General features: G+C 72.0%; 20 protein-coding genes. 8 read left to right on the forward strand and 12 right to left on the reverse strand.

What is annotated here, in order from left to right; translation table 11 throughout:
* Positions 1-12 precede the first annotated feature (12 nt).
* Together xseA and DRV85_RS02400 are read right to left on the reverse strand one after the other, a co-directional pair.
* Positions 13-1,560, reverse strand: coding sequence for an exodeoxyribonuclease VII large subunit (xseA, locus tag DRV85_RS02395; RefSeq protein ID WP_113287842.1), 1,548 nt, complete (start codon positions 1,558-1,560; stop codon positions 13-15).
* Positions 1,561-1,670: 110 nt separating this feature from the next.
* Positions 1,671-2,231, reverse strand: a complete 561-nt coding sequence (locus tag DRV85_RS02400; protein ID WP_113287843.1) for a type 1 glutamine amidotransferase domain-containing protein — start codon at positions 2,229-2,231, stop codon at positions 1,671-1,673.
* Between the two features lie 131 nt (positions 2,232-2,362).
* Between DRV85_RS02400 and purD the strand changes: the two genes are divergently transcribed.
* Positions 2,363-3,643, forward strand: a complete 1,281-nt coding sequence (purD, locus tag DRV85_RS02405; protein WP_113287844.1) for a phosphoribosylamine--glycine ligase — start codon at positions 2,363-2,365, stop codon at positions 3,641-3,643.
* An 89-nt stretch (positions 3,644-3,732) separates the two neighbouring features.
* Here purD and DRV85_RS02410 read toward each other — a convergent pair whose 3' ends face one another.
* On the reverse strand, positions 3,733-4,455 hold the full coding sequence (locus DRV85_RS02410) for an FG-GAP repeat domain-containing protein (RefSeq protein WP_113287845.1): 723 nt from the start codon (positions 4,453-4,455) through the stop codon (positions 3,733-3,735).
* 2 nt (positions 4,456-4,457) lie between these two features.
* Positions 4,458-4,781, reverse strand: coding sequence for a 2Fe-2S iron-sulfur cluster-binding protein (locus DRV85_RS02415; RefSeq protein WP_113287846.1), 324 nt, complete (start codon positions 4,779-4,781; stop codon positions 4,458-4,460).
* Between the two features lie 133 nt (positions 4,782-4,914).
* Between DRV85_RS02415 and DRV85_RS02420 the strand changes: the two genes are divergently transcribed.
* On the forward strand, positions 4,915-5,376 hold the full coding sequence (locus DRV85_RS02420) for an OB-fold nucleic acid binding domain-containing protein (RefSeq protein ID WP_113287847.1): 462 nt from the start codon (positions 4,915-4,917) through the stop codon (positions 5,374-5,376).
* Between the two features lie 42 nt (positions 5,377-5,418).
* Positions 5,419-5,952 (forward strand): peptidoglycan-binding domain-containing protein, encoded by a 534-nt coding sequence (locus tag DRV85_RS02425; RefSeq protein ID WP_113287848.1) that lies wholly within the window; start codon positions 5,419-5,421, stop codon positions 5,950-5,952.
* A 51-nt stretch (positions 5,953-6,003) separates the two neighbouring features.
* Here DRV85_RS02425 and DRV85_RS02430 read toward each other — a convergent pair whose 3' ends face one another.
* The 7 genes from DRV85_RS02430 to DRV85_RS02460 form a co-directional block, all read right to left on the reverse strand.
* Complete coding sequence (locus tag DRV85_RS02430) at positions 6,004-7,473, reverse strand: DegQ family serine endoprotease (protein ID WP_113287849.1); 1,470 nt, start codon at positions 7,471-7,473, stop codon at positions 6,004-6,006.
* Positions 7,474-7,634: 161 nt separating this feature from the next.
* Positions 7,635-7,829, reverse strand: a complete 195-nt coding sequence (locus DRV85_RS02435; RefSeq protein WP_113287850.1) for a DUF2065 family protein — start codon at positions 7,827-7,829, stop codon at positions 7,635-7,637.
* Positions 7,830-7,850: 21 nt separating this feature from the next.
* The gene (hflC, locus tag DRV85_RS02440; RefSeq protein ID WP_113287851.1) at positions 7,851-8,879 is read right to left on the reverse strand and encodes a protease modulator HflC; all 1,029 of its coding nucleotides are present in this window, start codon (positions 8,877-8,879) and stop codon (positions 7,851-7,853) included.
* Complete coding sequence (gene hflK / locus DRV85_RS02445) at positions 8,879-10,042, reverse strand: FtsH protease activity modulator HflK (RefSeq protein ID WP_113287852.1); 1,164 nt, start codon at positions 10,040-10,042, stop codon at positions 8,879-8,881. The genes hflC and hflK overlap by 1 nt, the downstream gene beginning before the upstream one ends.
* A gap of 98 nt (positions 10,043-10,140) precedes the next feature.
* Positions 10,141-11,499 (reverse strand): glutathione-disulfide reductase, encoded by a 1,359-nt coding sequence (gor, locus tag DRV85_RS02450; protein ID WP_113287853.1) that lies wholly within the window; start codon positions 11,497-11,499, stop codon positions 10,141-10,143.
* Between the two features lie 22 nt (positions 11,500-11,521).
* Entirely contained in the window at positions 11,522-12,310 is a 789-nt protein-coding gene (rpiA, locus tag DRV85_RS02455; protein WP_113287854.1) for a ribose-5-phosphate isomerase RpiA, read from the reverse strand.
* A gap of 64 nt (positions 12,311-12,374) precedes the next feature.
* Positions 12,375-12,968, reverse strand: a complete 594-nt coding sequence (locus DRV85_RS02460; RefSeq protein ID WP_113287855.1) for a TetR family transcriptional regulator — start codon at positions 12,966-12,968, stop codon at positions 12,375-12,377.
* A 108-nt stretch (positions 12,969-13,076) separates the two neighbouring features.
* On the opposite strand from DRV85_RS02460, the gene DRV85_RS02465 reads away from it, so the two are divergent.
* The 5 genes from DRV85_RS02465 (at position 13,077) to DRV85_RS02485 (ending at position 17,834) form a co-directional block, all read left to right on the forward strand.
* On the forward strand, positions 13,077-13,802 hold the full coding sequence (locus tag DRV85_RS02465) for a glutathione S-transferase family protein (RefSeq protein ID WP_113287856.1): 726 nt from the start codon (positions 13,077-13,079) through the stop codon (positions 13,800-13,802).
* 71 nt (positions 13,803-13,873) lie between these two features.
* Complete coding sequence (locus DRV85_RS02470; protein WP_113287857.1) at positions 13,874-14,563, forward strand: glutathione S-transferase family protein; 690 nt, start codon at positions 13,874-13,876, stop codon at positions 14,561-14,563.
* On the forward strand, positions 14,563-15,936 hold the full coding sequence (locus tag DRV85_RS02475; protein ID WP_113287858.1) for an L-serine ammonia-lyase: 1,374 nt from the start codon (positions 14,563-14,565) through the stop codon (positions 15,934-15,936). The genes DRV85_RS02470 and DRV85_RS02475 overlap by 1 nt, the downstream gene beginning before the upstream one ends.
* Positions 15,937-15,945: 9 nt before the next feature.
* Positions 15,946-16,890 carry a DMT family transporter gene (locus DRV85_RS02480; RefSeq protein ID WP_113287859.1) on the forward strand — a complete coding sequence of 315 codons (945 nt, stop codon included), beginning with the start codon at positions 15,946-15,948 and terminating at the stop codon, positions 16,888-16,890.
* 35 nt (positions 16,891-16,925) lie between these two features.
* Entirely contained in the window at positions 16,926-17,834 is a 909-nt protein-coding gene (locus DRV85_RS02485) for a DMT family transporter (protein ID WP_113287860.1), read from the forward strand.
* Here the strand turns inward: DRV85_RS02485 and DRV85_RS02490 are convergent.
* Positions 17,791-18,489, reverse strand: a complete 699-nt coding sequence (locus tag DRV85_RS02490; protein ID WP_113287861.1) for a thiamine diphosphokinase — start codon at positions 18,487-18,489, stop codon at positions 17,791-17,793. The two genes, DRV85_RS02485 and DRV85_RS02490, sit on opposite strands and share 44 nt — an antisense overlap.
* Positions 18,490-18,573: the final 84 nt, after the last annotated feature.

The raw sequence follows: 18,573 nt of genomic DNA on the forward strand, positions 1-18,573 counted from the left end.
CCGAGGAGCGGCTCAGAAGAGCGTGCCCTGCTCCGGCGGGGGGGCGCCGTCGCCGGGCTTGCGCGGCCGGCCGCCCACCGCGAGCCGCCCGTCGGCGAACTCGATCTCCAGCGCGCGCGCCTGCGCCGCCTCTGCCTTGCGCGTGACGACCACGCCGTCGCCGCGCACCACGGCGTAGCCGCGCTTGAGCGTCGCGGTGTAGCCCAGCGTCTCGCGCAGGCGATCGGCGCTCTCGAGCCGGCGGCGCTGCGCCTCGACCTGGCGGGCGAAGGCCGTGTCGAGCCGCCCGCCCTGCTCGGCCAGCCGCTGCCTGCCGCGGGCGATCTCGCTCTCGATCGGGCGCAGGGTCAGCCGGTCGGCGCGGCGGGCGAGCGCCTCGCGCCCGGCCTCCACCCGCCGCGAAAGCGCCGGGGCGAGGCGCGGACCGCAGGTCTCGAGCCGCCGCCGCTCGCCCGCCAGCGCGCGTGCGAGCAGACCGGGCCGCAGGCTGCCCCCCGCCTCCGACAGCGCCACGCGCCGCGCTTGCACGCCGGCGCGGAGCGCGGCGGGCAGCCGGTCGGCCAGCGAATCGAGCCGCTGGCGCGGCCATTCCACGAGGGTCTCGGGCCGCGGCAGCCCGCGCGCCAGATCGCGCAGCCGCTCGCCGCGCCGCGCCATAGCGGCCGAGACGGCATGGGTGAGCCGCCCGCCCTGTCCATCGAGCCAGGACAGCAGGTCGAGTCGGACCGGCACGGCCAGCTCGGCCGCGGCCGTGGGCGTGGGCGCGCGCCGGTCGGCGACGAAGTCGATCAGCGTCGTGTCGGTTTCGTGCCCCACCGCCGAGACCAGCGGGATCGCGCTCTCGGCCGCGGCGCGGGCGACGATCTCCTCGTTGAAGCCCCAGAGATCCTCGATCGAACCGCCGCCGCGCGCGACGATCAGCAGATCCGGGCGCGGAATCGCGCCGCCCCTGGGCAAGGCGTTGAACCCGCGGATGGCGTTGGCGACCTCGGGGGCGCAGCGCTCGCCCTGCACCGCGACCGGCCAGATCAGGACGCGGCGCGGGAAACGGTCGCGCAGGCGGTGCAGGATGTCGCGGATCACCGCGCCGGAGGGCGAGGTCACGACGCCGATCACCTCGGGCAGATAGGGCAGCGGCCGCTTGCGCGCCGCGTCGAAGAGTCCCTCCGCCGCCAGCGCCTTCTTGCGCTGCTCCAGCAGCGCCATCAGGGCGCCCTGCCCCGCGGGTCTCAGATCCTCGATGATGAGCTGATAGCGGGACTGCCCCGGAAAGGTGGTCAGCCGGCCCGTCGCCACGACCTCGAGCCCCTCTTCGGGCTGGGTCTGAAGGCGCGCGGCCGTGCCCTTCCAGATCACGCCCGAGAGCACGGCGCGTTCGTCCTTGAGGTCGAGATAGACATGCCCCGACCGCGGCCGCGAGACGCGGCCCAGCTCGCCGCGCACCCGGACATGCGGGAACTCGCCTTCAACGACGCGCTTCACCGCGCCGGAAATCTCCGAGACGGTGTATTCGGGCGCATTGCCTCCGGCCGCGCCGGAGTCCTCGATCAGATCGGCCATGGCGCGATCATGCCCCATCCGCCGGGCGAGGGAAAGCGCGGGTGACGTTTCGAAAAGGGTCAGCCCGGGCGGGCCTCGCCGCGCGGGGGCGGCGGCCCGACCCGGAGCGCTCAGGCGGCGCGCTTGTAGCTGCGGCCTTCCGCGAGCTCCTCGATGATCCGCTCCGAGAAGGCGGGCAGATCGTCGGGATTGCGGCTCGTCACGAGGCCCTCGTCGGCGACGACCTCCGCATCCTCCCATTGCCCGCCGGCGTTCTCCACGTCGGTGCGAATCGAGGGGTAGGAGGTGAGCCTGCGCCCCGCGACCACATCCGCCTCGACCAGCATCCAGGGGCCGTGGCAGATCGCGGCCACGGGCTTGCCCGCGCGCCACATCTCGCGCACGAAGCGCACCGCCTCGGGCCTGGTGCGCAGGATGTCGGGGTTGATCTGGCCGCCGGGCAGGACCACCGCGTCGTAATCTGCCGGGTCGGCGAGCGAGAGGGGCCGATCCACCGGCACCGCGGTGCCCCAGTCGGTCTTTTTCCAGCCGGTGATGTCGTCGGTCTCGGGCGAGACGACATGCACCGTCGCGCCGGCCTGCGCCAGCGCCTCGCGCGGCTGTTCGAGCTCCGACTGCTCGAAACCGTGGGTTGCGAGAATGGCGACCGTCTTGCCGTCGAGCCTGGCCATGGGCGTCCTCCTTTCCGGGGTGGGATGTGCGTCGCCCCATCAACCCGCACCCCCGCCGTCGCGTTCCCTCGCTTGCCTCGACGCGCACCGCTGCCTAAGACGCGCCGGAACGGCAGAGGGGACGCGGCGGCATGAACATCCTCATTCTCGGCGGCGGTGGGCGCGAACATGCGCTGGCCTGGGCGGCGCTGCAGAACCCCAAGTGCGACAAGCTGATCGTCGCGCCGGGCAACGCGGGCATCGCCGAGATCGCCACCTGCGCGGCGCTCGATCCCTGCGACGCGCCGGCCGTGCTGTCGCTTTGCGAGGAGGAGGCGGTGGACCTCGTGATCGTGGGCCCCGAGGCGCCGCTCGCCGCCGGGGTGGCCGACCGGCTGCGCGAGGCGGGCTTCGCGGTCTTCGGCCCCTCTGCCGAGGCGGCGCGGCTCGAGGCCTCCAAGGCCTTCACGAAGGAGATCTGCGATGCCTGCGGCGCGCCGACGGCGGGCTGGGCACGGTTTTCGGACGCGCAGGCGGCCCGGGCGCACATCCGCGCGCAGGGCGCGCCGATCGTGGTCAAGGCCGACGGGCTCGCCGCCGGCAAGGGCGTGGTCGTCGCGGAGACCGTCGAGGAGGCCGAAGCGGCCGTCGCGGCGATGTTCGGCGGCGCGCACGGGACGGCCGGCGCCGCGGTGGTGATCGAAGAGTTCCTGCCCGGCGAGGAGGCGAGCTTCTTCGTGCTGGTCGACGGCGAGACCGTGCTGCCCATCGGCACGGCGCAGGATCACAAGCGCATCGGAGAGGGCGACACCGGCCCCAACACCGGCGGGATGGGCGCCTATTCGCCCGCGCCGGTGATGACGCCGGAGATCGAGGCACGCGCGCTCGACGAGATCGTCCGCCCTGTCGTGGCCGAGATGGCCCGGCGGGGCACGCCCTATTCCGGCGTGCTCTACGCCGGCCTGATGATCGCGGATGGCGCGCCGCAGCTGGTGGAGTTCAACGTCCGCTTCGGCGACCCGGAGGCCCAGGTGCTGATGCTGCGGCTGGGCGCGCAGGCGCTCGACCTGATGCATGCGGTGGCCGAGGGGCGGCTCGCCGGCTGCCGCGTGAACTGGTCCGACGACCACGCGATCACGGTGGTGATGGCGGCCGAGGGCTATCCCGGCGCCTATCGGAAGGGCGCGCCGATCGGCGGGCTCGGGGACCTGCCCGAGGACAGCTTCCACCAGTGCTTCCACGCCGGCACGGCGCGGGCGGGCGGGCGCTTCGTCTCGGCCGGCGGGCGCGTGCTGAACCTCACCGCGCGGGGCGCGACGCTGGCCGAGGCGGCCGAGCGGGCCTACGCCATGGTGCGCGCCGTGGACTGGCCCGGCGGCGTCTGGCGCGCGGACATTGGCTGGCGCGCGCTGGGCGGGCGCCGCGCGCGCTGAGAGCGGGCACGGGGGGCGCTGCCCCCCGTCCGGCTGCGCCGGACTCCCCCCGGGATATTTCGGCCCAAGAAGAAGGACCGGGCGGCGTGTCAGGGCCCTGCGCAGGCGAGGGCGGCGGCGAAGCCTGGGCGGCCCGCGTGCGGGCCGATGTCGCGGGCGGTGAGGCGGCCGGCCGCGAGCCTGACCGCCAGCAGGCGGCCCCAACCGGCGTCGGCGAGGACGATCTCGGGGCCCGCGCCGCAGTCGCGCAGGCCGCCGGCGATGTCGGTCTCGCCGATGCGGTGGTTGGTCACGCCGGCCAGATCGGCGACCGGTTCCAGGCGCGGGCCTTCCGGCAGATAGCGCCAGACGCGCAGGGTCTTCGCCAGGTGCGGCCGGTCCACCCAGGCGATCTCGGCGAAGCCGTCGCCGTCCAGATCGCCCGCGCCGGCGGGCGCGAGCCAGCGGAAGCGGGTGCCGATGAAGGGGCTGGCGGCGCGCTGTTCGAGACGGCCCGCGCGCAGGCCCCAGACGGCGAGGCGCGCGCCCCGGCGCTCGTGCGCCTCGACGACGATGACCTCGGGCGCGCCGTCGCCGTCGAGATCAGCCAGCCGCGGCGCGGTATCCTCGAAGACGAGCGGAGGCGGATGGGTCACCGACAGGCGGCGCCCGTCGGCCAGCGTGACGACCAGCGTCTCGTGCTCGATCGCGTCGCCGAGCACGCCGTGCGGGTAGCGAGCGGTCGGCCCCTCGTAGGCCGCCGCGACGATCCGGGAGTCGGCGGGCGCGGCCAGGCAGGCGAGGGCGGCGAGGAAGAGCCCGCCCCGCAGCATCCTCAGATCTGCTTTTCGGGCATCTGGACGACGAGCCCGTCGAGCGCGTCGGTGACCTTGAGCTGGCAGGTCAGGCGCGACCGGTCCGGGTCGGGTTCGTAGGCGAAATCGAGCATGTCGGCTTCCATGTCCTCGCGCGGCGGGAGCTTGTCCACCCAGTCGGGATGCACGTAGACGTGGCAGGTCGAACAGGCGCAGGCGCCGCCGCAATCGGCCTCGATTCCGGGAATGTTGTTGTCGCGCGCGCCCTCCATCACGGTCAGGCCGTTCGGAACCTCGACGACGTGTTCGGTGCCGTTGTGCTCGATGTAGGTGATCTTCGCCATGCCGGGCCAATCCCTCCTTGTCTCGTCGGTCTTCCTAGCGGAGGCAGATAGTCGCCGCCAGCCCGATTTGCGACCCCGGCCGCGGCGGTGCGCCGCGCTTGCGTGGAGTCGCGGATGTTCTATCCTTGTTCGCATGACCGCGCCCCGCACATCCCCGCCGCCCCGCCGCCGCTGGCCCCGGCCGCCTGCCGCGCTCCCGGCAGAGGCGCTGGCGCTGCCGCCCGCCGGCGCGCGGGTGACGGTGGCGGGGCTGGTGATCCTGCGGCAGCGGCCGGGCACGGCGAAGGGGGTGATCTTCCTCACGCTCGAGGACGAGACCGGGGTGGTGAACGTGGTGGTCTGGCGCGCGCTCTACGAGCGGTTTCGCCGCGCGGTGATCGCGGGGCGGATGCTGCGCGTCACCGGCAAGCTGCAGCGCGAGGCGGGCGTGACCCATGTGATCGCCGAGCGGATCGAGGACATCTCGGAGATGCTGGATGGGCTGCTGGAGTTCGACATCTGCCGCGCCGCCGATCAGCCCGGGACCACGGCAGAGGCGCCGCCTGCGAAGGCGTCGTCTCCCCGCAGGCTTTTCCGCGGCCGCCGCAGCGGCTAGGCTCGCGCGCGACAGCCGCGAGAGGCCGGGCAGACAGTCAGAATGGCAAGGAACAGACGATCGCTGGCCTGGGTGGCGCTCGCCGTCGCCGCGGGCTGCGGACCGGCGTCCGAGGAGGCGCGCGGTCCGGATCCCGCCATCTTCAGCGGCGCCGAGGCGCCGGAGGATGCGCCGCCGGGCACCTGCTGGGGGCGTGCGGCGCGGCCCGCGCTGGTGGAGACGGTGACCGAGCAGGTGCTGGTCCGGCCCGAGGCCCCCGGCCCCGACGCGGCAGCGCCGCGGCCTGCACAGTTCCGCACCGAGACGCGCCAGCGCATCCTTCGCGAGCGCGAGATCCTCTGGTTCGAGACGCCCTGCGCCGACGAGCTTCCGCCGGATTTCGCAGCCTCCCTGCAGCGGGCGCTCAAGGCGCGCGGGATCTACGACGGGCCGGTGACGGGGCGGCTGGACAGCGCCACGGGCGCGGCGGTGCGGCGCTGGCAGCGCGCCCGCGGCGGACCGGACAGCCCCGTGCTCGCGCGGGAGACGGCCGAAGCGCTGGGCCTCGTGCCGGTCAGGCGGCCGGCCCCGGAATGAGAAAGGGGCGCCCGCGGCGGGCGCCCCTTTGTTGTCCGGCGGAAGACGGGGTCACTCTTCCTGATCGACCGAGAGCGCGAGGAAGCGCGGCTCGCCCGCACGCCGCACCAGCAGCAGGAGCGAGCGGCGGCCCGCCTCGCGCGTCTCCTCGATGCGCGCCTCCAGTTCGGCCGGGGTGGTCACCGCCTCCTGACCCGCCTCCGCGATCAGGTCGCCGGCGCGCAGCCCCTTCTCGTAGGCTTCCGAGGTCGGATCCACGTCGGTCACGACGAGGCCCTGCGCCTGATCGGAGAGCTCGAGCTGTCCGCGCAGCTCCTCGGTGATCGGGCTCACGGTGAGGCCCAGCAAATCGAGCGTCTCGGGTTCGGCCTCTTCCTGCGGCTGCGCGGCGGGCACCGCGCTCTCGGCGGTTTCGCGCCGGCCGAGCGTCACGGCAAGCTTCTGCGTCTTGCCGTCGCGCAGTACGGTGACCCGCACGGTCTTGCCCACGGGCGAATTGCCGACGATGCGGACGAGCTGGCGGGTGTCCTCGATCTCCTGACCGTCGAAGACCAGGATCACGTCGCCGGATTCCATCCCGGCCTCGCGTGCGGGGCCTTCGGGGACGTCGGTCACCAGCGCGCCGCGCGCCTCGTCGAGGCCGTCGATGCCCTCGGCGATGTCCGGCGTGACGTCCTGAATGCGCACGCCGAGCCAGCCGCGGCGGGTCTCGCCATACTGCTGGAGCTGATCGACCACGCCCTTGACCACGTTCGCGGCCATCGCGAAGCCGATGCCGATGGAACCGCCGTCGGGCGAGAGGATCGCGGTGTTCACGCCGATTACCTCGCCGTCCATGTTGAACAGCGGACCGCCCGAGTTGCCGCGGTTGATGGCCGCGTCGGTCTGGATGTAGTCGTCATAGGTGCCCGAGAGCGCGCGGTTGCGGGCCGAGACGATGCCGGCCGAGACCGAGAAGCCCTGCCCCAGCGGATTGCCCATGGCCATGACCCATTCGCCGACGCGGGCGGTGTCGCTGTCGCCGAAGCTCACGTACTGAAGCGGCTCGTCAGGCTCGACCTTGAGCAGCGCGATGTCGGTGTTGGGGTCCGTGCCCACCACCTCGGCCTCGAGCTCGAAGCCCTCGAAGAACTCGACGAGGATCTCGTCGGCGCCTTCGATCACGTGGTTGTTGGTGACGATGAAGCCGTCCTCGGAGATCACGAAGCCCGAGCCGAGCGCCGAGCTGCGGCGCGGGGGTACCGGGCCGCCACGGTCCTGGAACTCGCGGAAGAAGTCCTCGAAGGGCGAGCCCTCGGGCACGATGCCGGGGCCGTCGCGCCCCGCGACCGTGGTCGAGGTGGTGATGTTGACGACCGCCGGGCTCACCTGATCGGCGAGGTCGGCGAAGCTTTCCGGTGCGGCGCGGGCGTGGGCGCCCAGCGCCTGCGCCAGAACGAAGGCCGCCGCGAGCGCGGCGAGCCAGAGCGCGCGCAACGGCGCGAGCGGCTCCGCGGCCCGTGTGAGTGCGGTGGCTTGCATGAAATCTCTCCCCTCTTCTGCTCGGCTCCGTCGCGAGACCGCCCTGGTCGCGATCCGACGTCCCGTGACCAATCTATGGCCGCCGGGACACAGCACAAACGCAAATCGCGCGCATCAAGCCCATGTGATGCCGCGTGACGTGCCGCGGCGGGAACCCGCCGTCAGACGCCAATCTGCATGGCCATCCAGACGAAAGCGAGCCCCAGCGCGATCGCGCCGAGGCCCAGCATTCGCCGCGTTTCCTGCGGCAGCGCGCGCAGCGTCTCGAGCAGTTGCTCGACCAGCCCCGGCGCGATCGCGTAGATCAGCCCCTCGAGCACGAGGGCCAGACCGAGACCGAGCAGGACGTATTCCATTCAGGCCCCGCCCTCTCCGCGTCAGCCGCCGGCGCCGTCCTCGGTCGCCTCGCCTTCCTCTTCCTCGATGCGCTCGCGCACCTCGTCGGGCAGCTCCTCCGACAGCGTGCGTTCCGGCGCACGCTGGCGCAGCTCGTCCGGAGACATCATCTGCACCCCCGCGCTTTCCACGCCCTCGGCGCGGATCGCGTCGAACAGCGGCTGGATGAAGGGGCTGTCCGGTGCAAGCACGAGCGTCGAGCTGTCGGTCTGCAGCGAGCGCTCGAGCGCCGCGAGCGACCGGTAGAAGCTGAAGAATTCCGGGCTGTTTCCGAATGCTTCGGCGTAGATCCGGTTACGCTCGGCATCCGCTTCGCCGCGGATGATCTCGGCGTCGCGCTCCGCATCCGACAGCGTCTCGACGACTGTCCGGTCGGCGATGGCGCGGACGCGCTGCGCGGCCTCGTTGCCTCGGGCGATCTCGTCGGCCGCCTCGCGTTCGCGCTCGGCGCGCATTCGCGCGAAGGTCGCGTCGAGGTTCTGCTGCGGCAGGTTGGTCTGCTTGAGCCGCACGTCCACGACCTCGAGCCCGAGGCCCTGGGCGCTTTCCCGTGCGTTGTCGCGGATGCGGCGGGCGAGCTCCGCCCGCTCGGCCGAGAGGATCCGGTCGGAAGTGACCTGATCGGCGCCCAGAACCTCGCGGATCTGCGCGTTCATGATCGACTGCAGCCGGTCCTCGGCAGCCCGCAGGCCGCCCACGCCGACCGCCTGACGGAACTGCACCACGTCGTCGATGCGATACCGCGCGAAGGCGTCCACCACCAGGCGGCGGTCGTCGGCGGGCGTCACCTCGATCGTCGCCGTGTCGAGCGAGAGGATCCGGCCGTCGTATTTCACCACTTCCTGGATGATCGGCAGCTTGAAGCCGAGGCCGGGTTCCTCGCGCACCTGCTTGATCTGGCCGAATTGCAGCACCAGGGCCTTTTCACGCTCGTCCACGATGAAGAGCGAGGACCAGATCCCCGCGACGAGAACGACGAGAACCGGGATCAGGAAAGTCGATTTCCGCATCAGTTCGTCCCTCCGGAGCCGGCCGGCACGTTGCGGCGCAGCTCGTTGAGCGGCAGGTAGGGCAGCACGCCTTCGCCCTGCGCGCTGTCGATCAGGTACTTGTCGACCGAGCCCAGCGTGCGCTCGATCGTCTCGAGATACAGGCGGCGCTGCGTCACTTCCGGCGCCGCGTCGAACTCCTGCGCGACGGCGAGGAAGCGGCTGGCTTCACCGATCGCCTCGTTGACGACGCGCGCGCGGTAGCCCTCGGCCTCTTCCAGCGTCTGGGCGGCCTCGCCGCGGGCCTCGGCGATCACGCGGTTGGCGTAGGCGTCGGCCTGCCGCTGGAGCCTGTCACGCTCCTGCTCGGCGGCCTGCACCTCGCGGAAGGCGTCGATCACCTCGGCCGGCGGGTCGGCCTGGTCGAGGTTGACGCGGACGATGTTGATGCCGCTGTCGTAGTCGTCGAGCGTCTGCTGGATGTTCTGATGCGCGTTCTCGGCAATGATTCCCCGGTCGCGGTTGAGGATCGGCGCGAGGTTCGAGGCCGCGATGATCTCGCGCATCGCCGACTCGGACACCGCCTGCACGGTGAGCTGCGGGTCGCGGATATTGAACAGCAGCTTCGCGGGGTCGTTGATGTTCCACACGACCTGGAACTCGATGTCCACGATGTTGGCGTCGGTGGTGAGCATCAGCCCCTCGCCGCGGCCGCGGGTGTCCACACCGATGTTCTCGGTCCGCTCCGAGGTGACGTTGACGACCTCGTAGGTCACCAGCGGCCAGGGCGCGAAGTTCAGGCCCGGCTGCCCGATGTTGCTGAACTGGCCGAGGAAGAGCTCGACCGACTGCTCCTCCGGCTTGACGGTGTAGAAGCTGGAGAAGGCCCAGAGACCCACGGCCGCGAGCACGCCGATCGTGATGGTCGAGCGGTTGAAGCCCGGCCCCCCTCCGCGTCCGCCGCCGCCGCCGCGGTTCTCGTCGCCGCCGCGGCCGCCCATCAGCACGCGCAGCTGCTCCTGGCCCTTGCGCACCAGATCGTCGATCTCGGGAATCTGGCCGCCGTTGTCCTGGCCCGGCCGCCGCCCGCCGCCGGATCCGTTGTCCCGGCCGCCGCCTCCGCCGCCGCTGCCGCCGCGGTTGCCGCCGCCGCCGCCCCAGGGGCCGCCACTATGTCCTGCCATCCGCTTTCTTCCTTCGAAAATGCGTCTCGGGAACCTTCGCCCTAACCTGTGCAATCCCGCTCCGATTTCAAGCGAAACCGGGAACGCTCCGCCCGCGTTCAGGCCTTACGGACGGGTGCGCGCATGGTCACGATCTCCTCCGACATGGTGGGATGGACCGCGACCGTGCGGTCGAAATCCTCCTTCGTGGCCCCCATCTTCACCGCGATTCCGGCCAGCTGGATCATCTCGCCGGCCCCGGGCGCGACGATGTGACAGCCCAGCACCCGGCGCGTCTCGGCGCAGACGACGAGCTTCATCAGCACCCGGTCGGGGCGCCCGGCGAAGCTCGTCTGCATCGGTCGGAACGAGGTGCAATAGACCTCGATGGGGCCCTGCTCGCGCGCATCCTCCTCCGAGAGCCCGACGGTGCCCATCTCGGGCTGGGTGAAGATCGCCGTGGGCACGCAAACGTGATCGACCGGGGTGGGATTGCCCCGGAAGACGGTCTCGACGAAGGCCATGCCCTCGCGGATCGCCACCGGCGTGAGGTTCAGCCGGTCGGTGACGTCGCCGATGGCGTAGATCGAGGGCACCGAGGTCTGCGAGTATTCGTCCACCACGACCTCGCCCCGGCGGCCGAGCGTCACGCCGGCGTCCTCGAGGCCCATGTCGGCGGTGTTGGGGGCGCGGCCCGTGGCGAAGAGCACCTGGTCGAAGACGCGCTCTGTCCCGTTGGTGGCCTTGACCCAGATGCCGCCCTCGCGCTTTTCCATCGCGATCACGTTGGTGCCGAGATGCAGGTCGACGCCCGCCTGCTGCATCTCTTCCGACACCAGCCCGCGCGCCTCGTCGTCGAAGCCGCGCAGAACCTGCGCGCCGCGGTAGTATTGCGTGACCTCGACGCCCAGGCCGTTGAAGATGCCCGCGAACTCGCAGGCGATGTAGCCGCCGCCCACGATCAGCATGGATTGCGGCAGCGTCTCGAGATGGAACACCTCGTTCGAGGTGATCGCGTGCTCGGCGTTCTCCATCTCGGGCTTCACCGGCCAGCCGCCCATCGCGAGCAGGATGTGCCGCGCCGTCTTGCGCGTGCCGTCGGCGAGCTCGACGGTATGCGGATCGACGAGACGCGCGCGCTGGTCGAAGGTCTCGACCCCCGACCCCGCCAGGAGCTTGCGGTAGATGTCCTCGAGCCGGTCGAGCTCCGCCTCGAGCTTGCCGCGGAAGGCGGGCCAGTCGAACCCCCTGGCGTCGATCTCCCAGCCGTAGGCGCGCGCGTCCGCGACCATGGGCGCGTATTCGCTGGCGAAGACCATCAGCTTCTTGGGCACGCAGCCGCGGATCACGCAGGTGCCGCCGTAGCGGCTGCTTTCCGCGAGCGCGACCTTCGCGCCGGCCTCTCCGGCCGCCACGCGCGCGGCGCGCACGCCACCGGAGCCGCCGCCGATGACGAACAGATCGTAGTCGAATGCCATGAGGTCTCCCGTTCCGGGTCGGTCAGTCGCTGATGTCGCGGAAGAGATTGTCCGAATCGACGAAGTCGAGCCGGCCCTCCTCCACGGTGCCTTCGTTCAGATCGCGCAGCTCCACGCGACCGTCGCCGTGGCCGACGACGACGGTGTCGCAGATGTCGAGAAAGAGCCCGTTCTCCACCACGCCGGGAAGCTGGTTGAGCACCAGCGCGAGCTGGCGCGGGTTGCCGATGCGGCGCAGGTGCAGGTCGAGGATGTGGTTGCCCTCGTCGGTGACGAAGGGCCTGTCGCCGTTCATCCTGAGCGTGATGTCGCGGCCCAGCACGTCCATGCCGACGAGCGTCTCCTCGATCAGCGCCCGCGTGGTCTGCCAGCCGAAGGGGATCACCTCGGCGGGCAGCGGGAAGGCGCCCAGCGCCTCGACCTCCTTGCCCGCGTCGGCGATCACCACCATCCGGTCGCTGGCGGTGGCCACGATCTTTTCCTGCAGCAGCGCGCCGCCGCCCCCCTTGATCAGGTTGAGATCGGCGTCGAACTCGTCGGCGCCATCGATCGTGATGTCGAGCCAGCGCGCCTCGTCCAGGCTGATGACCTCGATGCCCACTTCGCGGGCGAGCGCGGCGGTGCGCGCCGAGGTGGGCACGCCGCGAATCTTCAGCCCGTCGTCGCGCACCGCCTCGCCCAGGCAGCGCACGAGCCAGGCCGCGGTCGAGCCGGTGCCCAGCCCCACGCGCATCCCGTCCTCCACCAGATCCGCGGCGCGGCGCGCGGCCACGAACTTGGCCTTGTCGATGGGCGAGAGGTCTCCGGTCATGCCGCGGCTCCTGTCGTGTGCCGCGGGTTATAGGCCGTCGTGCGCCCGGGTGCGAGGGGGGTTTTCACCGCATGGCGCCGCGCTCCGCAATTGCGGCCAGACGGGCGGCGAGGCGGCGCGGCGCCTGCGCCATCGGATCGCCGAGCGCCTCGGTCGTGGCCGTCAGCATCGCCACGCCGAGCGCGGCCATATGCAGCGCGACGGCCGTCTCGCGCGCCTCGCCGCCGCCGCCCAGGGCCGCCTCGACCGCGTCGTACATGCGGGTCGTGACCGGATGCACGCGCTCGAGCACCGCCGCCGTCTCGCGCGCACCGGGCCGGCGGCCGCTCTGCGGGACGACGTACATCAGACGGAACCGGTCAAGATCGCCCAGGTGGAAGTCCGTCACCGCCGCGACGACACGCCGCGCGGCGTCGGCCGGCGACTCCGCATCGCTTACCGCCGCAACGACCGCCTCCGCCTCGGCCTCCAGGAAGGGCACCGAGACGCCGGACATCAGTTCGGCCTTGGTCGGAAACCAGTAGATCACCGCCTGCTTGGTAATTCCCAGCCGCGCCGCCACCGCGTCGAAGGTCAGCGCGCCGGGGCCGCCCATCCGCACGATCTCTGCCGCGGCGCTCAGAATGCGCTGCCGCGTGCCCGCGCCGCCCTCTTCCATGATCGCCGCCTCCTGCCCGTTGCCAGCTTACCCTTGGTAAGCTAAGCTCCTTACCAATGGTAAGCAAGCGACGGGGCGACGCTTCGCCCAGCCGACAGGGAGCACGCCATGACCACGCTGCAGGTCTACACCTTCGCCCCCGCCTGGGGTCTGCCCAGCACCGGGCCCTTCGCGCTGAAGCTTCTGGCCTGGCTGGGCGCGGAAGGCATCCCCCATACGCAGGTCGTCGAGAACCGCGCGGACAAGGGCCCCCTGGGCAAGAGTCCCTGGATCGAGCGCGGCGGCGAACGGATGGGCGACAGCGACGCGATCATTCGCACGCTCGCCGCCGAACGCAGGCAGCCGGACCCCACGCAGGCACGGACCGCGGAAGAGGCCTGCGCCCAGGCGATGCGGCTGGCCTTCGAGGAGCGGTTTCACCAGGTGCTGGAGTGGGAGCTCTTCGTGCATCCCGCCGGGGCGGACGGCATGCGCGACTTTCTCCGCACCGTCCTGCCGCCGCTGGTGCGCGACGCGGTCTTCGCCTCGCTGCGCCGCCACTTCCGGCGCCAGCTGCACGCCCGCGGCCTCGGCCGACTGACACCGGCGGAGATCGAGACGGAGGGTCGGGCGCTGCTCGCGATGCTGGCGCTGCGCGTGGCAGAGGGCGGCTGGGTGTCGCCGGCCGGCCCTGACCTGCCGGATTTCGCCGTCTGGGGTCAGGTCGCGCCGCTGTTGCACTGGCCCATGCGCACGCCGGTCGCCGAGGCGGCGAAAGCCGATACCGCCATCGCGGACTGGGCCGCCAGGGTCGCGGCGGCGGGCGGCCTCGCCACCCGGCGCGCGGCTGCCTGAGCGCGGGAACGCGCGGCCAGGCGTCGCTTTCGGGCAACCGTCCTCGGCCATGCGCGGTGTATCCCCGCCCCATGACCGCCCGCTATCGCCTGCACTACGCGCCCGACAACGCCTCGCTGCCCGTGCGGCTGGCGCTCGAAGAGCTTGGCGCGGACTACGCGGCGGTGCTCGTGGACCGCAGCAGACAGGCGCAGCGCGCGCCGGGCTACCTGAAGCTCAACCCCGCCGGCCTGATCCCCGTGCTGGAGACGCCGGACGGACCGATCTTCGAGACCGCCGCGATCCTGCTCTGGCTGGCCGACCGGCACGGCGCGCTGGCGCCCTTGCCCGCCGATCCCGGGCGCGCAGCCTTCCTGAAATGGCTGTTCTTCGCCTCGAACACCCTGCACGCGGGTCTCAGGCTGCGTTTCTATCCTGCCCTCTACGTGGGCGGCGACCCGTCGGCGCAGGCCGCGCTGCGCATCGCGACGGGGGCGGAACTGGCGCGGCAGTTCGCTCTGCTGGACGCGGCCGCGGCGGAGTGGGACCGCGGGCTCACGGTGCTGCATCTCTACCTGGCGCCGATGCTGCGCTGGGCCGCGCTCTACCCCGATGGCGCGACCGACTGGTTCGCGCTCGCCGACTATCCGCGCCTCGCCGCGGTCTGTGCGGAACTGGAGCGTCGCGCGAGCGTTCGCGCGGCAATCGCCGCCGAGGGGCTCGGGCCCGCCCCGTTCACCGCCCCCGTGCATCCCCGACCGCCCGAAGGAGCGGCGCGCTGATGTTCCTGTCCGTCTTCGAGATGTTCAAGGTGGGGATCGGCCCCTCCTCCAGCCACACCATGGGGCCGATGGTGGCCGCCGGCCGCTTCCTCGACCTGCTGCGCGAGGCGCCCTGGACGGCGCAGGGCCTGCGCGCACATCTCTACGGCTCGCTCGCCTTCACCGGGGTGGGCCACGCCACCGACCGCGCGGTGATCCTCGGCCTCGCCGGCTTCCTGCCGGACAGCTACGAGGCCGAGGCCGCAGAGGCCGCGCTCGCCGCCAATCGCGAGAGCGGGCGGCTGGAGCCGCCCGGCCTACCGGCCATGACCTTCGACCCGAAGGCGGACCTGCGATTCGACTTCGGGCCGGCCCTGCCCGGTCATGCGAACGGCATGGTGCTGGAAGCCCTCGACGCGCAGGGCGACGTGATCCTCGCAGAGACCTATTACTCGGTCGGCGGCGGCTTCGTGCTGACCGCCGACGAGCTGGCCGACGGAAAGGACGCCGACGCGGGCGCGCCCGTCCCCTACCCTTTCAAGTCGGCGGCCGAGATGCTGGACATGGCTCATACCTCCGGCCGCACCATCGCCGAGATGAAGCGCGAGAACGAGCTGACGCGCCGGGGGCCGGCCGAGCTGGACCAGGGCACACGGCGCATCTGGCAGGTGATGCGCGACTGCATCGACCGGGGGCTTGCGCACGACGGCACGCTGCCCGGCGGCCTGGGGGTGAAGCGGCGCGCCAAGGGCATCCACGACGCGCTGCTCGCCGAGCGGGGGCGCAACCTTTCGGCGCCGCATGTCATCAACGACTGGATCAGCGTCTATGCCATGGCGGTGAACGAGGAGAACGCGGCCGGCGGGCAGGTGGTCACCGCGCCCACCAACGGCGCGGCCGGCGTGGTGCCCGCGGTGATCCGCTACTGGCTGGACCACGTGCCCGGCGCGACCGAGCGGAAGGTCGAGGAGTTCCTGCTGACCGCCGCCGCGATCGGGGGGCTGGTGAAATACAACGCCTCGATCAGCGGGGCCGAGGCCGGCTGTCAGGCCGAGGTGGGCAGCGCCTCGGCCATGGCGGCGGCGGGGCTTTGCGCGGTGCTGGGCGGTAGCCCCGCGCAGATCGAGAACGCCGCCGAGATCGCGCTTGAGCATCACCTGGGCATGACCTGCGACCCGGTGAAGGGGTTGGTGCAGGTGCCCTGCATCGAGCGCAACGGGCTGGGCGCGATCAAGGCGGTCTCCGCGGCCAGCCTCGCGCTCCGGGGCGACGGGACGCATTTCGTCCCCCTCGACGCCTGCATCGAGACGATGCGCCAGACCGGCGCCGACATGAGCGAGAAGTACAAGGAGACCTCGCTGGGGGGCCTCGCGGTCAACGTGCCGAACTGCTAGGCCCGGCTTATGGACCGGACCGCAACAGACCCGTCGGCGCCGCTCCGCGACGGGACGGTCGCGGGTATCCTCTGCATGGTGGGCTTCGCATTCACGGCCCCCGTGATGGACGCCTTCGCCAAGGCGACGCCGGCGGAGGTGCCGGTGATGCAGATCCTCGGCGCGCGCTTCGGCGTGCAGGTGGCGGTTCTGGTGCCGCTGGCTCTGGCGCTGGGGATGGGCCGCTGGCCCGGCCCCCGCGACTGGCTCCGGCACCTGCTGCGCGGCGTGCTGCTGCTGACCGCCACGGGCTGCTTCTTCACGGCGCTGCGCTTCATGCCGATCGCCAACGCGCTTTCGATCTTCTTCGTCGCGCCCTTCATCCTGACCATCCTGGGCGGGCTGATGCTGAAAGAGGAGGTCGGGCCGCGCCGCATCGCCGCCTGCGCGGTTGGGTTCCTCGGCGCGCTTCTGGTCATCCAGCCGAGCTTCGCGGACCTGGGCGCGGTGGCGCTCCTGCCGCTGGGCACCGCGCTCTGCTTCGCCTTCTACATGGTGCTCACCCGGCGGATGGCGCAGCGCACGCACCCGATCGCCCTGCAGGCCTGGACGGCGACGGCGGCCTCGGCCGTCGTTCTGCCGGCGCTGTGGCTGCTCGACGGCAGCGGCATCGCGGCGCTCGATCCCGTCCGGCCCACGGGGCTTGCCCTCTGGACGCTGGCCGGAGTGGGCGTCATGGCGACCGTCTCGCATCTCTTCATCAGCTTCGCGCTCCGCCTCGCGCCGGCCGCCACCATCGCGCCGCTGCAGTATCTCGAGATCGTGGCAGCGGTGGCGCTAGGCTACTGGGTCTTCGGCGATTTCCCCGACGCGCTCACCTGGGCGGGGATCGCGGTGATCGTGGGCGCGGGCCTTTACGTCTTCGCCCGCGAGCGGCGGGTGTCGTTGCGCCGCCGCCCGCTGCCGCCTGCATGATTGCGCCCGCGCGCCCGGCCCCGTAGCCTCGCCGGATGCATCTCGACCGGCCCTTCCTCGGCGTCCTGCTGATGCTCGGCTTCTGCATTCTCGCGCCGCTGGGCGACGGGATGGCGAAGCTTCTGGGCGCGACGGTGCCGCTCGTGATGCTCCTGCTCGTCCGCTTCGCGATGCAGGCGGCGATCCTCGTGCCGCTCTGCCGCGCCACGGGACGCGGCATCGCGTTGCGCGGCCGGGTGCTGCGGCTGGCCTGGGCGCGCGCCGCGCTCCACATCGCCGGCATCGCGATGATGTTCACGAGCCTCTATTTCCTGCCGCTCGCCGACGCGATCGCGATCGCCTTCGTCATGCCCTTCCTGCTGCTTCTCGCCGGGCACTTCCTGATGGGCGAGGAGGTGGGCTGGCGCCGCTTCACCGCCTGCATCGTGGGCTTCGCCGGCACGCTCATGGTGATCCGCCCCAGCTTCGAGGAAGTGGGCTGGCCCGCGCTTCTGCCGCTGGGCGTGGCGGTCTCCTTCGCGGCCTTCATGCTGGTCACCCGCGCCATCGCCCGCGAAACGGAGCCCGTGCCGCTCCAGGCCGCGAACGGGCTGATGGGCGTGGCCATCCTCCTGCCGCTGGCGCTGATCGGCACGGCCTTCGACCTCGCGCCCGCGCGGCTCGTCGTGCCCGCGCCGGCGGATCTCGTTCTGCTGGGCCTGCTGGGCGTGCTCGGCACGGTGGCGCATCTGCTGATGACCTGGTCGCTGCGCTTCGCGCCCGCCTCCACCCTCGCGCCGATGCAGTATCTGGAGATCCCCTTCGCCACGCTCTTCGGCTGGCTGCTCTTCCGCGACCTGCCCGACGGCATGGCGGCGGCCGGAATCCTGGTGACCGTGGCCTCCGGCCTCTACATCGTGCTCAGGGAGCGGGCCACGCCGGCCCCGGCGCCGCCAGCGACCTGACCGCGGCGCCGAGCGCCGCGCGCGGCAGGATCACGAGAAGCCGCGGCGCATGCGCCTCGAGCCGCACCGGGCCGTCCGTCACCCGGTTCGAGGTGCCGATCATCCCGCCGGGCGCGAAGCTCAGCCCCTCGATGGGCCACAGGAGGCCTTCCGACCGGCCCGTGACCTCCGCCATCGGGTAGAGCGAGACACGGCTGCCGCTCGGCAGGTCGAGCGCGATCTCCGGCGGGCAGAGAAACACGATGTCGCCCGCGCCCAGCAGCAGGCAGCGCCGGTAGGCCCGGCGAATCAGCACCGTCTGCGCCGCCAGCAGATGATCGATCCGCGTGCCCAGAAAGCCCACGCCGATCACCAGCGGCGCCTCGATGTGCCGGAGCGCCTTGTCGAAATCGGTGGTCTCCTGCTCGGCCACGTGATGCAGGCGCGCTTCGGGAATCGCCCGGCGCGTCTCGGCATCCATGCTGTCGAAATCGCCGAACACCGCCTCGGGCAGGATCCCCTCGGCGAGCGCGAGCCGCGCGCCGCCGTCGGCCGCGGCGACCCGCGGCGCATGGGCGCGCGCGGCGCGCAGATCCTCCGCCGAGGCCGCGCCGGCGCCCACCAGCGTGACCGGCGCAGGACTGACCAGGCGCGGCGAAACAATCCCCTCGTTCATCCCTGTTTACTGCCTGTTCTGGAAACGGGCCACAATCTGGACATGAAATGATACGGTGGCCGGCATAGATTCGGGCAAGTTTCG

This window comes from Rhodosalinus halophilus, from assembly GCF_003298775.1.
Lineage (GTDB): Bacteria > Pseudomonadota > Alphaproteobacteria > Rhodobacterales > Rhodobacteraceae > Rhodosalinus > Rhodosalinus halophilus.

Excerpts from the sequence above, each read along its gene's own strand:
- xseA (WP_113287842.1), bottom strand. The coding sequence starts at position 1,560 with ATGGCCGATCTGATCGAGGACTCCGGCGCGGCCGGAGGCAATGCGCCC.
- DRV85_RS02400 (WP_113287843.1), bottom strand. The coding sequence starts at position 2,231 with ATGGCCAGGCTCGACGGCAAGACGGTCGCCATTCTCGCAACCCACGGT.
- purD (WP_113287844.1), top strand. The coding sequence starts at position 2,363 with ATGAACATCCTCATTCTCGGCGGCGGTGGGCGCGAACATGCGCTGGCC.
- DRV85_RS02410 (WP_113287845.1), bottom strand. The coding sequence starts at position 4,455 with ATGCTGCGGGGCGGGCTCTTCCTCGCCGCCCTCGCCTGCCTGGCCGCG.
- DRV85_RS02415 (WP_113287846.1), bottom strand. The coding sequence starts at position 4,781 with ATGGCGAAGATCACCTACATCGAGCACAACGGCACCGAACACGTCGTC.
- DRV85_RS02420 (WP_113287847.1), top strand. The coding sequence starts at position 4,915 with ATGACCGCGCCCCGCACATCCCCGCCGCCCCGCCGCCGCTGGCCCCGG.
- DRV85_RS02425 (WP_113287848.1), top strand. The coding sequence starts at position 5,419 with ATGGCAAGGAACAGACGATCGCTGGCCTGGGTGGCGCTCGCCGTCGCC.
- DRV85_RS02430 (WP_113287849.1), bottom strand. The coding sequence starts at position 7,473 with ATGCAAGCCACCGCACTCACACGGGCCGCGGAGCCGCTCGCGCCGTTG.
- DRV85_RS02435 (WP_113287850.1), bottom strand. The coding sequence starts at position 7,829 with ATGGAATACGTCCTGCTCGGTCTCGGTCTGGCCCTCGTGCTCGAGGGG.
- hflC (WP_113287851.1), bottom strand. The coding sequence starts at position 8,879 with ATGCGGAAATCGACTTTCCTGATCCCGGTTCTCGTCGTTCTCGTCGCG.
- hflK (WP_113287852.1), bottom strand. The coding sequence starts at position 10,042 with ATGGCAGGACATAGTGGCGGCCCCTGGGGCGGCGGCGGCGGCAACCGC.
- gor (WP_113287853.1), bottom strand. The coding sequence starts at position 11,499 with ATGGCATTCGACTACGATCTGTTCGTCATCGGCGGCGGCTCCGGTGGC.
- rpiA (WP_113287854.1), bottom strand. The coding sequence starts at position 12,310 with ATGACCGGAGACCTCTCGCCCATCGACAAGGCCAAGTTCGTGGCCGCG.
- DRV85_RS02460 (WP_113287855.1), bottom strand. The coding sequence starts at position 12,968 with ATGGAAGAGGGCGGCGCGGGCACGCGGCAGCGCATTCTGAGCGCCGCG.
- DRV85_RS02465 (WP_113287856.1), top strand. The coding sequence starts at position 13,077 with ATGACCACGCTGCAGGTCTACACCTTCGCCCCCGCCTGGGGTCTGCCC.
- DRV85_RS02470 (WP_113287857.1), top strand. The coding sequence starts at position 13,874 with ATGACCGCCCGCTATCGCCTGCACTACGCGCCCGACAACGCCTCGCTG.
- DRV85_RS02475 (WP_113287858.1), top strand. The coding sequence starts at position 14,563 with ATGTTCCTGTCCGTCTTCGAGATGTTCAAGGTGGGGATCGGCCCCTCC.
- DRV85_RS02480 (WP_113287859.1), top strand. The coding sequence starts at position 15,946 with ATGGACCGGACCGCAACAGACCCGTCGGCGCCGCTCCGCGACGGGACG.
- DRV85_RS02485 (WP_113287860.1), top strand. The coding sequence starts at position 16,926 with ATGCATCTCGACCGGCCCTTCCTCGGCGTCCTGCTGATGCTCGGCTTC.
- DRV85_RS02490 (WP_113287861.1), bottom strand. The coding sequence starts at position 18,489 with ATGAACGAGGGGATTGTTTCGCCGCGCCTGGTCAGTCCTGCGCCGGTC.